The following is a 13,311-nucleotide window of genomic DNA, read 5'->3' on the forward strand; positions in this document are numbered from 1 at the left end:
GACGAAATGCGCGCAGAGTATAGGGGTGCTTCCCCCCCCATTCAACTGTCGGGTAGTGATTTCCGACTAGTCGCTACACGCTCAATTGTTTCAGCGAATGTGGGCGAGTACGCCCTGCAGTTCGTCCAGCGAGCTGTAGCTGATCACCAGCTGGCCTTTGCCTTTCTGCCCGTGCTTGATCTGCACTGGCGAGCCCAGGCGCTCAGCCAGGCGCTGTTCTAGACGGGTGATGTCCGGATCAACTTTAGCCACTGCTGCTGGCTTCTCTTTGCTGTTCAACCACTGACGCACCAGTGCTTCGGTTTGGCGCACAGTGAGGCCGCGTGCGACAACATGTCGCGCACCTTCAGTCTGCTGTTCAGCGGGTAGGCCGAGCAACGCACGGGCATGACCCATTTCCAGATCGCCATGGGACAGCAGGGTTTTGATCTCTTCCGGCAAGGCAATCAGCCGCAGCAGGTTGCTGATGGTGACCCGCGATTTACCCACAGCATCGGCGACCTGCTGTTGAGTCAGCTGGAACTCTTGCTGCAGACGCTGCAACGCCATGGCTTCTTCGATGGGGTTGAGGTCTTCACGCTGGATGTTCTCAATCAGGGCCATGGCAATGGCGGCTTCATCCGGCAGCTCGCGAACCATGGCCGGGATCTTGTCCAGACCAGCTTGCTGACTGGCACGCCAGCGGCGTTCACCGGCAACGATCTCGAAACGTCCTTCGCCAATCGGCCGCACCACAATCGGCTGCATCACGCCGTGGGCCTTGATCGACTGCGCCAGTTCTTCTAGGGCTGTGGCGTCCATGTCGCGGCGCGGCTGGTATTTGCCGCGCTGGATCAGGTCCAGGGGCACGTATTGCAGTTCACGGCTGTCGACCTGCGCGGCCTCTTCCTGCAAGGCGCTGACACTGGTGCCGCCCAGCAGGGCATCCAGACCGCGTCCCAGTCCTCGTTTTTTCACAGCCATGGGTATTTCCTTATGCGGTTGCGGTGTGGGCACTTGCGCGCTGGCGGCGGACCAATTCGCCGGCCAGCGCCAGGTAGGCAATGGCACCACGGGATTGCTTGTCATACACCAGCGCCGGCATGCCAAAGCTTGGCGCCTCGGCCAGACGCACGTTACGCGGGATGACCACGTCGTAGAGCTGGTCAGGGAAATGCTGCTTGAGCTGCGCCGACACATCGTTGGTCAGGCTGATGCGCGGGTCATACATGGTGCGCAGCAAGCCCTCGATCTTCAGCTTGGGATTAAGGATCTCGGCGATGCGCTGAATGCTGTTGACCAAATCACTCAAGCCTTCCAGCGCGTAGTACTCGCATTGCATAGGGATGATCACCCCATCAGCGGCCACCAGGGCGTTGATCGTCAACATCGACAGTGCCGGTGGGCAGTCGATGAGGATGTAATCGTAATTCTCGCGGATTGGCGCCAACGCATAACGCAGGCGGCTTTCCTTCATTTTCATTTCCAGCAGGGAGACTTCGGCGGCGGTCAGGTCCCGGTTGGCCGGCAGCAGCTGATAGCCGCCGTGCTCGGAGAACTGCATGGCATCGACCAGGTTGCATTCGCCGATCAGCACGTCGTAGATCGAATGCTCAAGGCCGTGTTTATCCACACCACTGCCCATGGTCGCGTTGCCCTGGGGGTCGAGGTCGATCAGCAGCACACGGCGCTTGGTTGCCACCAGCGAGGCAGCCAGATTGATGCAGGTGGTGGTTTTGCCCACGCCGCCTTTCTGGTTAGCGATTGCGAATACCTTAGCCATGCTGCCGTTCCCCCTAAGCCGAGCGACGCAGTATCAGCAGATGGCGCTGACCTTGGCAACCGGGAACCTTGAGTACATGGGTGGCGGTGAGACGAAAGTCCGCTGGCAGGGCCTGCAGCTCGTCATCCGGGTGTACGCCTTTCATCGCCAGCCACCGCGTATCGCCGTTTCCTAGGTGCCGGGTCCAGTTGCTGAAGTCTTCCAGCGAGCTGAACGCCCGTGAGCAAATACCGCTGAACGGCACAGCCGGGGTGAACTCTTCGACACGGCTGTGGATAACTTGCACGTTGGCCAGTTTCAACTCCAGCTTCACCTGAGTCAGGAAGCGGGTTTTCTTGCCGTTGGAATCCAGCAGGGTGAACTGCCGCTCAGGAAACAGGATGGCCAGGGGAATACCGGGCATGCCGCCGCCGCTGCCGACGTCCAGCCAGTTATCCCCAGCCTCGGTGACAAAAGGCACTACTGACAGGCTGTCGAGCAAATGGCGCGAAACCATTTCATTGGGATCGCGTACTGCGGTGAGGTTGTAAGCCTTATTCCACTTGATCAGCAGGGCCAGGTAGGCCAGCAACTGCTCGTGCTGCTGTAGGCTGAGTTCAACACCCAGCTCAAGAGCGCCCTGACTCAATTCTTCGGCGTGACGTGCGGTTACCAACGACATCAGGCGCTGTGCTCCAACTGCTGACCGGCAGTGCGCTTTTTCAGGTGGATCAGCAGCAGGGAAATCGCTGCCGGGGTGACGCCGGGAATCCGCGAGGCCTGGCCAAGGGTTTCCGGGCGGTTGTTACCAAGTTTGTGCTGGATTTCCTTGGACAAGCCGGAAATCCCGGCGTAGTCGATATCGAGCGGCAGCTTGGTGTCTTCACTGGCGCGCAGGCGGGCGATTTCGTCCTGCTGGCGGTCGATATAACCGGCGTACTTGGTCTTGATCTCGACCTGCTCGGCCACCTGCGGGTCCTGCGCGCCACCGCCGGTGATGGTCACCAGCCCGGCGTAATCGATTTCCGGGCGGGCCAGCAGGTTGAGCAGGTTGTATTCGTGGGTCAGCGGCGTGCCGAAGTGGGCGGCAATCGCATCGCCTTGAGTCGTACCCGGGCGTACCCAGGTGCTTTTCAGGCGCTGTTCTTCCTGCACGATGGCTTCGCGCTTGGTTTCGAACGCGGCCCAGCGCACATCATCGACCAGACCCAGCTCGCGGCCTTTCTCGGTCAGGCGCAGGTCGGCGTTGTCTTCACGCAGGATCAGCCGGTATTCGGCGCGCGAAGTGAACATGCGGTACGGCTCCTGGGTACCCAAGGTAATCAGGTCGTCGACCAGCACGCCGATGTAGGCCTCGTCGCGACGCGGGCACCAGCTGTCCTTGCCCTGGGCGCGCAATGCGGCGTTGCAACCCGCGAGCAAACCTTGCGCACCGGCTTCTTCGTAACCGGTGGTGCCATTGATCTGGCCGGCGAAGAACAGCCCGGCAATCACCTTGGTTTCCAGGCTGTATTTCAGATCACGCGGGTCGAAGTAGTCGTACTCGATGGCGTAGCCGGGACGCACGATATGCGCGTTCTCCATGCCACGGATGCTGCGCACGATCTGCAATTGCACATCGAACGGCAACGAGGTGGAGATGCCATTCGGATACAGCTCATGGGTATTCAGGCCTTCGGGCTCGATAAATACCTGATGGCTGTCTTTGTCGGCGAAGCGGTGGATCTTGTCTTCGATCGACGGGCAATAGCGCGGGCCGACACCTTCGATCACGCCCGAATACATCGGCGAACGGTCGAGGTTGGCCGCAATGATTTCGTGGGTACGCGCGTTGGTGTGAGTGATCCAGCAGCTGACCTGGCGCGGTTGCTGTTCCGCGCGACCGAGGAAGGACATCAGCGGCGTTGGCGTATCCCCTGGCTGCTCGGTCATCACCGAGAAATCCACCGAACGGCCGTCGATGCGTGGCGGCGTGCCGGTTTTCAGGCGACCGACGCGCAGCGGCAGCTCGCGTAGACGTTGTGCCAAGGCAATCGAAGGTGGGTCGCCAGCGCGGCCGCCGGAGTAATTCTGCAGGCCTATGTGGATAAGTCCACCGAGGAAGGTGCCAGTGGTTAACACCACGGAATCTGCAAGGAAACGCAGGCCCATCTGGGTGACTACGCCTTTGACTTCGTCGTTTTCTACGATCAGGTCATCAGCTGCCTGCTGAAATATCCACAGGTTGGCCTGGTTTTCCAATGTTTCGCGAATCGCGGCTTTGTACAGCACGCGATCAGCCTGGGCGCGAGTGGCGCGTACTGCTGGGCCCTTGCGGCTGTTCAGAACACGGAACTGGATACCACCTTTGTCGGTGGCTTCAGCCATGGCGCCGCCGAGGGCGTCGATTTCCTTGACTAGATGACTCTTGCCGATCCCGCCAATCGCAGGGTTGCAGCTCATCTGCCCGAGTGTTTCCACGTTATGGGTCAGCAGCAGGGTTTTTACCCCCATGCGTGCAGCTGCCAATGCAGCTTCGGTACCGGCATGACCGCCGCCGATGACGATCACCTGAAAACGGGAAGGGAAATCCACCACGCACCTCGTGCCTGTTGAGAAATGGGGGGCTTTTTGGGTTGAAAAGCGGGAAAGGCGGCAAGTATAGGGATTTAGCCGGTGTGAAAGAAGCCTTTTGCACAAAAAATAGCCAGCTTGCTCGGACGCTGTTCGGGTGTGTCGGTTAATAAAGAATAAAAGAGAGAATTTTTATAAAGCCTTGTTTATATGTTTATTACTTAGCAACGGCTTTTCTGTGGATAGATCGCTACAGGTCAATGGATTCAATGCTTACAGCGTTTAAAAAGTCTGTGCTGATCCTGCCATCTGCCTGTTCAGTTGCCGTACGCAAGCTGTGGATGAAATGCATGGTTATCCACAGTGGCAGTTATCCTCTGTTTTATCACCGGGTTATAGGCAGGGCTTAGGCCGGGTTTTCCACAGGGCTTAGGTGGATAAATAAGTGGCTGGACGTAGTTATTGCATCCAAGCGGAGGCCTGCCTGAATGGCATAAGTTGGAATTTCAGGACGTCGGATGGGGTGGCGTAGAGAGTAATTGCAGATTCAGCGGACGATTCGGTGCGCCTAATCCATCAGAAATAGTGTGCAGCTGATGGATTAGGCGATGCGTTGGCAGGTGAGACGGCGTGTGCCGCCCAGCCTATTTACCGATGCAGAAACTGGAAAAGATCCGCCCCAGCAGGTCATCGGAACTGAACGCCCCGGTGATTTCACCCAAGGCTTGCTGAGCCATGCGCAGGTCTTCAGCTAGCAGTTCGCCAGCGCCGGCCAGGGTCAGCTGAGCATGGCCGTGTTCCAGATGTGTAGAGGCCTGGCGTAGCGCTTCCAGGTGGCGTCGGCGCGCACTAAAGCTGCTCTCTGAGGTCTGTTCATAACCCATACAGGCCTTGAGGTGTTCCCTCAGCAGGTCCAGGCCCTCGGTGGATTTGGCGGACAGGCTGATGGTGACGTGGCCGTCATTGCAGACTTCCAGCACCACTGACTCGCCGGATAGGTCAGCCTTGTTGCGGATCAGGGTGACCTTGGACGGATCAGGGCGTTGGTCGAGAAACTCCGGCCACAGGGCAAAGGGGTCATCGGCTTCGGGGGCTGTGGCATCCACCACCAGCAGGATGCGGTCTGCTTCACCAATGGCTTTCAGCGCACGCTCGACGCCGATGCGCTCGACCTGATCCTCGGTATCACGCAGGCCGGCAGTATCCACCACGTGCAACGGCATGCCATCGATGTGGATATGTTCGCGCAGCACGTCGCGAGTGGTGCCGGCTATCTCGGTGACGATCGCTGCCTCGCGACCGGCCAGGGCGTTGAGCAGGCTGGACTTACCCGCATTGGGGCGACCGGCGATCACCACCGTCATGCCGTCGCGCAGCAGAGCCCCTTGGCCGGCCTCACGCAGCACCCCCGCTAGTTCGGCACGCACGCCATCGAGCAGGCTGAGTACATGGCCATCGGCGAGAAAGTCGATTTCCTCTTCGGGGAAGTCGATGGCCGCTTCTACATAGATACGCAGGCTGATCAACCGCTCGGTCAGGCCATGCACGCGACGCGAGAACTCGCCTTGCAGCGAGCGCAGGGCATTGCGAGCGGCCTGCTCGGAGCTGGCTTCGATCAGGTCGGCAATCGCCTCAGCCTGTGCCAGGTCGAGTTTGTCATTGAGAAACGCGCGCTCGCTGAATTCACCAGGACGCGCCAGGCGTGCGCCGAGTTGTACACAGCGGCGCAGCAGCAGATCGAGCACCACCGGTCCGCCATGGCCCTGCAGTTCCAGCACATCTTCACCGGTAAAGGAGTTGGGGCCAGGGAAGTACAGGGCCAGGCCTTCATCCAGCACTTGCTTGGCGTCGGCGAAGAACGGCCCATAATGGGCGTAGCGTGGTTGCAACTCGCGTTGGCAGATCGCCTGCGCCAATGTGCCGGCCAGCGGCCCGGAAACACGCACGATGCCAACGCCACCCCGGCCCTGGGCGGTGGCGACGGCGGCAATGGTTTCAACAACGGGGGGCATGCGCTTCTCCTGAATACGACATAGCAAAACGCCCCTGAAAAGGGGCGTTTGTTACAGCTTAGAAGCAATCACTGCTTAGGCGTCTGCGGCCTTGGCTGCGGCTTCGATCTTGCGGGTAATGTACCACTGCTGGGCGATGGACAAGACGTTGTTCACCACCCAGTACAGCACCAGACCAGCCGGGAACCAGAGGAAGAAGAAGGTGAAAATGATCGGCATCATTTTCAGTACCTTGGCTTGCATCGGGTCCGGCGGCGTTGGGTTGAGCTGCTGCTGGATAAACATGGTCGCGCCCATGATGATCGGCAGGATGAAGTACGGGTCCTTGATCGCCAGGTCGGTTATCCACAGCAGCCATGGTGCTTGGCGCATTTCCACGGATTCCAGCAGCACCCAGTAGAGCGCAAGGAATACCGGCATCTGCACCAGGATCGGCAAGCAACCGCCCAGCGGATTGATCTTCTCTTTCTTGTACAGCTCCATCATCGCCTGAGACATCTTCTGGCGATCGTCACCGAACTGCTCTTTCAGCTGAGCGAGTTTCGGTGCCACGGCACGCATGCGCGCCATGGATTTGTAGCTGGCAGCAGACAACGGGAAGAAGATCAGCTTGATGATCACGGTCAACATGATGATCGACCAGCCCCAGTTACCCAGCAGGTTGTGGATAACTTCCAGCAGCCAGAAGATCGGCTGAGCCAAGAACCACAGAATGCCGTAGTCGACAGTCAGCTCAAGACCTGGAGACAGCGTCTTCAGATGGCCTTGTAGCTTCGGGCCGGCATACAGAACTGCACTGGTTTCACCTTGAGCGCCGGCAGCAACCTGAATGGCCGGGCCGGTAAAGCCGACAATGTAGTTGCCTTGGCTGTCTTTACGGGTCTGTACTTGGTTAGTGCTGTCTTTGCTTGGAATCCAGGCAGTGACGAAGTAATGCTGTAGCCAGGCAACCCAGCCTCCTTGAACGGTTTCTTTGAAGGCTTGTTTGTCGATGTCTTTCATCGACACTTTTTTGTACGGCTCTTCGCTAGTCCACAGTGCGCCACCGAGGTAGGTCGCAGTGCCGGTCGCGGTGGTGGAGGACGGATCGTCGCTGCCATCACGCTTGAGCTGGGCAAACATGTTGCCGCTCCAGGCCTGACCACTCTGGTTGTCGATCAGGTAGCTGACAGTCACCTGATAGGACGCAGGATCAACGCAGCCGGGTTTCTTCTGCTGTTGGTCTTTGGCCGCACATTCAGCGTTCAGACCACGCTTGAAGGTGAAGCGCTTGATGTAGTTGACGCCGTCTTCGCTGAGTTTGAGGTCAACCTGCAGCTGATCCTGACCGTCGGCCAGTTCATAGCTCTTCTGCTCGCTGCTCCACAGGGCACGACCGCTGGATTTGTCCGGTGCATTGCTGCCGATCAAACCGCTCTGCGCCAGGTAGGTACGCTCGCCGCCGTTGTCGAACAACTGGAAAGGTACATCCGGACGATCCTGACGACGTGGGTATTGCGGCAAACGCAGTTGCACCACATCACCACCGCGCGGGTCGATGGCCAGATCCAGTACATCGGTCTTCACGCGAATCAGCTCATCACTGGCAGCAGCAGGTGCGGCACTGATGGCGCTGGGCTCAACGGCAGTGGTGGCGCTCGGAATATCATCGCCGCCTGCTGGGGTTGAGGTCGCGGCAGTGGTATCCGGCAAGCCGGGTACAGTGCTGCTGGTCGCAGCAATTTCTGTCGGCAGGGCAGCTTGACCGTAGTCCTGGTTCCACTGGAGAACCATCATATAGGACACGATTGCCAGGGCGACGATCAGGATCGAGCGTTGAATATCCATGATTATTCGGCCATCGAAGAGGAACGGGAGGTTTTCACGCAGGGAACCGGGTCGTAGCCACCGGGATTCCACGGGTGACAGCGGCCAAGCCGACGCAGGGTCAGCCAGCCACCGCGCATGACGCCATGATGTTCAATGGCTTCAAGCGCGTAGCAAGAACAGCTTGGGTAGAAACGACAGTGACTGGCCATCAAGGGGCTGATGGCGTAGCGGTAGAACTGGATGGGAAGCAAAGCCAGTTTACGCATGGGGACTGTCGTTCACCCCGGGTGTTGCGACGGTTTCCGGGCTTGGCTTGCTGCGTTCGAGGCGTTTCCAGAGTTTGCCAAACTGGCGAGCCAGTTCGATATTTTCCAGATCACCAAGGCCTTTACGCGCAACGACCACGATGTCCCATCCCACCAGGTTGTCCTGATTGAGACGGAACGATTCGCGGATTTGGCGCTTCAGGCGATTGCGCTCAACCGAGAGCTTTACGCTCTTCTTGCCGATCACCAATCCCAGACGGGGGTGATCAAGTTCGTTGTTGCGCGCGAGCAGCAGGACATTTTTGCCCGGAGCTTTGCCGCTAGGGGAGTCGAAGACTGCCTTGAATTGTCGGGGGGTTAGCAGACGCTTTTCCCGACTGAAGTCTCGACTCACCACAAGACCGAAATTTAGACGGCGAGACGCTTACGGCCCTTGGCGCGGCGACGCGACAGGACAGCACGGCCGTTCTTGGTGGCCATACGAGCACGGAAACCGTGGGTGCGAGCGCGTTTGATAGTGCTGGGTTGGAAAGTACGTTTCATGGTGCGGTACCTGGGTGGTCGACTACGGGCCGGAATGGCCCCCGTTTTAAGAGACCGGCAATTCTAGAGAAACCCGAGGGTCAGGTCAATTTCCAACCAGTCTTTTCCTGCATAAAGAAATATAAAGAAGAGAATATTTAAAGATGTTTAGTAATGTTAGTAGCTATTAGCTGGCCATTGATCTGTGCATAAGTACCTGAAGGCCAACAGATTAGAGCTGTTCAGCCAAGAGTAAGTCTGTCGAAAAGGCGTGCTGCAACTGTGTGGAAGCAGCGCACAAGCTGAGGATGGAATGCCATTTTACCCACAGCAGGGTTTTCCACCGGGTTTTACCCTGGTTTATCCAATGAGCTTGCGGGTGGTTATCCACAGCCCTTATCCCACCTTCCTTATAAGCCTTGATCGCTATTAACACGTTGATTTTCCTTGCGCATAAGCAAGCTTACATGTGGATAACTCAAGCCTCGGCGGCTACAATGATGGCTGTTTTTTGCCTCGCGCCTTGCGATTTAGGGGATGTCCGTGTCCGTGGAACTTTGGCAGCAGTGCGTCGAGCTTCTGCGCGATGAGCTGCCTGCTCAGCAATTCAACACCTGGATCCGTCCACTGCAGGTCGAAGCCGAAGGCGATGAGCTCCGCGTCTATGCGCCGAATCGTTTTGTCCTCGACTGGGTTAATGAGAAGTACCTCAGCCGTTTGCTCGAGTTACTCACCGAACGGACCAACGGTCTGGTTCCGGCGCTCTCCTTATTAATAGGTAGCAAACGCAGCTCGACACCGCGCGCGGCAGCCGTAAGTACCCCGTCAGCTGCGCCGAGCACGCCAGCACCTGCTGCAGTCAACACAGCAGCAACTACTACCGCGCAGGCAGAACCCTCGCGCGCGAGCTTTGACCCTATGGCCGGTGCCGCCAGCCAGCAGGCTCCAGCGCGTACTGAGCGTTCGGTGCAGGTTGAAGGCGGGTTGAAACACACCAGTTACCTGAATCGCACCTTTACCTTTGATAACTTCGTCGAAGGTAAATCCAACCAGCTGGCCCGCGCAGCGGCCTGGCAGGTTGCGGACAACCCAAAGCACGGTTACAACCCGCTGTTCCTTTATGGCGGCGTGGGCTTGGGTAAGACTCACTTAATGCATGCAGTGGGTAACCATCTGCTGGCGAAGAACCCGAATGCCAAGGTGGTGTACCTGCATTCCGAGCGTTTCGTCGCGGACATGGTCAAGGCCTTGCAGCTGAACGCCATCAACGAGTTTAAGCGCTTCTACCGTTCGGTAGACGCATTGCTAATCGATGACATTCAATTCTTCGCCAAGAAAGAGCGTTCCCAGGAAGAGTTCTTCCACACCTTCAACGCTTTGCTTGAAGGCGGCCAGCAGGTGATTCTCACCAGCGACCGTTACCCGAAAGAAATCGAAGGCCTGGAAGAACGCCTCAAGTCACGTTTCGGTTGGGGTCTGACGGTAGCCGTCGAGCCGCCTGAACTGGAAACCCGCGTGGCGATTCTGATGAAGAAGGCTGATCAGGCCAAAGTCGACCTGCCGCATGATGCTGCCTTCTTTATTGCCCAGCGTATTCGTTCCAACGTGCGTGAGCTGGAAGGTGCGTTGAAGCGCGTTATCGCCCACTCGCACTTCATGGGCCGTGACATTACCATCGAGCTGATCCGCGAATCGCTTAAGGACCTATTGGCCCTGCAGGACAAGCTGGTCAGCATCGACAATATTCAGCGCACGGTTGCTGAGTACTACAAGATCAAGATTTCTGATCTGCTGTCCAAGCGCCGCTCACGTTCAGTCGCGCGCCCGCGTCAGGTGGCCATGGCCTTGTCGAAAGAGCTGACCAACCACAGCCTGCCGGAAATTGGTGATGCCTTCGGCGGCCGCGATCACACAACGGTATTGCATGCATGCCGTAAGATTGCTGAACTTAAGGAATCCGACGCGGACATCCGCGAGGACTATAAGAATTTGCTGCGTACGCTTACAACCTAATACGCAACTCCACTAGGCAAGGGACTAGACCATGCATTTCACCATTCAACGCGAAGCCTTGTTGAAACCTCTGCAACTGGTCGCCGGCGTCGTGGAACGCCGTCAGACCTTGCCGGTTCTCTCTAACGTGCTGCTGGTGGTCGAAGGCCAGCAGCTTTCGCTGACCGGTACCGACCTGGAAGTCGAGCTGGTTGGTCGTGTCACCCTGGAAGAGCCAGCGGAGTCCGGTGAGATCACCGTGCCGGCGCGCAAACTGATGGACATCTGCAAAAGCCTGCCGGCTGATGCCCTGATCGATATCCGTATCGACGAGCAGAAGCTGCTGGTCAAAGCCGGCCGCAGCCGTTTCAGCCTGTCCACCCTGCCTGCCAATGATTTTCCCACTGTTGAAGAAGGTCCAGGCTCGCTGACCTTCAGCCTGGTACAAAGCAGACTGCGCCGCCTGATCGAACGCACCAGCTTTGCCATGGCCCAGCAGGACGTGCGCTATTACCTCAACGGCATGCTGCTGGAAGTGCAGACCGGCATCCTCCGCGCCGTTGCCACAGACGGTCACCGTCTGGCAATGTGTTCGATGGAAGCGGCGATTGAGCAGGTTGAACGCCACCAGGTCATCGTGCCGCGCAAAGGTATTCTCGAACTGGCTCGTCTGCTGACTGAACAAGATGGAAGCGTGAGCATCGTTCTCGGTCAGCACCACATCCGCGCTACCACCGGCGAGTTTACCTTCACCTCGAAACTAGTCGACGGCAAGTTCCCTGATTACGAGCGTGTGTTGCCGCGTGGTGGTGACAAGCTGGTGGTTGCTGATCGTCAGGGCCTGCGTGAAGCGTTTAGCCGTACCGCGATTCTGTCAAACGAGAAGTACCGCGGTATTCGCCTGCAACTGGAATCTGGCTTGCTGAAAATTCAGGCCAACAACCCGGAGCAGGAAGAAGCGGAAGAAGAGATCGCCGTGGACTACAACGGCAGCTCGTTGGAAATCGGTTTTAACGTCAGCTACCTGCTCGACGTGCTGAGCGTGATGACCACCGACCAGGTGCGTCTGATTCTCTCCGATGCCAACAGCAGTGCCCTGGTGCAAGAAGCTGACAACGACGACTCCTCTTATGTGGTTATGCCGATGCGTCTGTAACCGACAGACCGTTGAATAACTACTACGCTCGGCCATGCCGCGTTGGGGTCAGTTTCGGAATGCTCATGTACTACCCGTACACTCCGCTTCCTCAACTGATCCCGCCTTGCTTGACCTTTGCTCGCTACGTTCTACAACGGTCTGTTAGTTAAATGTCCCTTACTCGCTTTACCGTCACCGCGGTGCGTAATCTGCACCCGGTGACCCTCTCCCCCTCTCCGCGTATCAACATCCTTTCCGGCGACAATGGCAGCGGCAAAACCAGCCTGCTCGAAGCCATTCATTTGCTGGGTCTGGCTCGCTCCTTTCGCAGCACTCGCTTGCTTCCGGTTATTCAGTACGATCAGCTCGCCTGCACGATTTTCGGTCAGGTACAGATGTCTGATGGTCGGCAAAGCAATCTGGGTATTTCGCGGGATCGTCAGGGTGAATTTCAGATTCGTATCGATGGGCAGAATGCGCGCAGTGCTGCGCAACTGGCCGAGACCTTGCCGCTGCAACTGATCAACCCGGACAGCTTTCGTCTGCTCGAAGGCGCGCCGAAGATTCGAAGGCAGTTTCTCGATTGGGGGGTGTTCCACGTGGAACCTCGTTTTCTGCCGGCCTGGCAGCGCCTGCAGAAGGCCCTGCGTCAGCGGAACTCATGGCTGCGGCATGGTACACTTGACGCCGCTTCGCAGGCGGCCTGGGACCGAGAGTTGTGCCTGGCCAGCGACGAAATAGACGGTTATCGGCGTGCCTATATCCAGGCCCTGAAACCGGTTTTCGAGCGCACCCTGAATGAGCTGGTTGAGCTGCAAGGTTTGACCCTCAGTTACTACCGCGGTTGGGATAAAGAGCGCGAGCTCAATACGGTACTTGCCTCTACCCTCACCCGCGATCAGCAACTCGGTCACACCCAGGCAGGTCCGCAGCGCGCCGATTTAAGGCTGCGTTTAGGGTCACATAATGCTGCCGAGATACTCTCGCGCGGCCAGCAAAAATTAGTTGTATGTGCACTGCGCATTGCGCAGGGCCATTTAGTCAATCAGGCCAAGCACGGCCAATGCATCTATCTGGTGGATGACCTGCCGTCAGAACTGGATGAACAGCATCGCCGTGCGTTGTGCCGATTGTTGGAAGACTTGCACTGCCAGGTGTTTATCACCTGTGTAGACCATGAATTGTTGAGGGAAGGCTGGCGCACGGATACGCCAGTTGCCATGTTCCACGTGGAACATGGTGGCATTACCCAGACCCACGACCACCGGGAGTGAAGGC

At 57.9% G+C, this 13,311-nt stretch carries 12 protein-coding genes; 3 read left to right on the forward strand and 9 right to left on the reverse strand.

Annotated elements, in window-relative coordinates:
- Positions 1-90: 90 nt before the first annotated feature.
- From BLO50_RS14645 to rpmH, 9 genes are all read right to left on the reverse strand, one after another.
- Positions 91-963, reverse strand: coding sequence for a ParB/RepB/Spo0J family partition protein (locus tag BLO50_RS14645; RefSeq protein ID WP_090254189.1), 873 nt, complete (start codon positions 961-963; stop codon positions 91-93).
- A 10-nt stretch (positions 964-973) separates the two neighbouring features.
- Positions 974-1,762 carry a ParA family protein gene (locus tag BLO50_RS14650; RefSeq protein ID WP_090254191.1) on the reverse strand — a complete coding sequence of 263 codons (789 nt, stop codon included), beginning with the start codon at positions 1,760-1,762 and terminating at the stop codon, positions 974-976.
- Between the two features lie 13 nt (positions 1,763-1,775).
- Complete coding sequence (gene rsmG, locus BLO50_RS14655) at positions 1,776-2,423, reverse strand: 16S rRNA (guanine(527)-N(7))-methyltransferase RsmG (protein ID WP_090254193.1); 648 nt, start codon at positions 2,421-2,423, stop codon at positions 1,776-1,778.
- Positions 2,423-4,315 (reverse strand): tRNA uridine-5-carboxymethylaminomethyl(34) synthesis enzyme MnmG, encoded by a 1,893-nt coding sequence (mnmG, locus tag BLO50_RS14660; protein ID WP_090254195.1) that lies wholly within the window; start codon positions 4,313-4,315, stop codon positions 2,423-2,425. The genes rsmG and mnmG overlap by 1 nt, the downstream gene beginning before the upstream one ends.
- Positions 4,316-4,938: 623 nt before the next feature.
- The gene (gene mnmE, locus BLO50_RS14665) at positions 4,939-6,306 is read right to left on the reverse strand and encodes a tRNA uridine-5-carboxymethylaminomethyl(34) synthesis GTPase MnmE (protein WP_090254198.1); all 1,368 of its coding nucleotides are present in this window, start codon (positions 6,304-6,306) and stop codon (positions 4,939-4,941) included.
- 75 nt (positions 6,307-6,381) lie between these two features.
- Positions 6,382-8,133, reverse strand: a complete 1,752-nt coding sequence (gene yidC / locus BLO50_RS14670) for a membrane protein insertase YidC (RefSeq protein WP_090254199.1) — start codon at positions 8,131-8,133, stop codon at positions 6,382-6,384.
- A gap of 2 nt (positions 8,134-8,135) precedes the next feature.
- The gene (gene yidD, locus BLO50_RS14675) at positions 8,136-8,381 is read right to left on the reverse strand and encodes a membrane protein insertion efficiency factor YidD (protein ID WP_090254202.1); all 246 of its coding nucleotides are present in this window, start codon (positions 8,379-8,381) and stop codon (positions 8,136-8,138) included.
- Entirely contained in the window at positions 8,374-8,778 is a 405-nt protein-coding gene (gene rnpA, locus BLO50_RS14680) for a ribonuclease P protein component (RefSeq protein WP_167354470.1), read from the reverse strand. The genes yidD and rnpA overlap by 8 nt, the downstream gene beginning before the upstream one ends.
- 11 nt (positions 8,779-8,789) lie before the next feature.
- The gene (gene rpmH / locus BLO50_RS14685) at positions 8,790-8,924 is read right to left on the reverse strand and encodes a 50S ribosomal protein L34 (protein WP_002551315.1); all 135 of its coding nucleotides are present in this window, start codon (positions 8,922-8,924) and stop codon (positions 8,790-8,792) included.
- 522 nt (positions 8,925-9,446) lie between these two features.
- Here rpmH and dnaA point away from each other — a divergent pair.
- From dnaA to recF, 3 genes are all read left to right on the forward strand, one after another.
- Entirely contained in the window at positions 9,447-10,916 is a 1,470-nt protein-coding gene (gene dnaA / locus BLO50_RS14695; protein ID WP_090255149.1) for a chromosomal replication initiator protein DnaA, read from the forward strand.
- Positions 10,917-10,947: 31 nt separating this feature from the next.
- Entirely contained in the window at positions 10,948-12,051 is a 1,104-nt protein-coding gene (gene dnaN, locus BLO50_RS14700) for a DNA polymerase III subunit beta (RefSeq protein ID WP_090254206.1), read from the forward strand.
- Between the two features lie 152 nt (positions 12,052-12,203).
- On the forward strand, positions 12,204-13,307 hold the full coding sequence (recF, locus tag BLO50_RS14705; RefSeq protein WP_090254208.1) for a DNA replication/repair protein RecF: 1,104 nt from the start codon (positions 12,204-12,206) through the stop codon (positions 13,305-13,307).
- The last annotated feature ends 4 nt before the right edge of the window (positions 13,308-13,311 follow it).

The sequence above is a fragment of the Pseudomonas peli genome (assembly GCF_900099645.1).
Lineage (GTDB): Bacteria > Pseudomonadota > Gammaproteobacteria > Pseudomonadales > Pseudomonadaceae > Aquipseudomonas > Aquipseudomonas peli.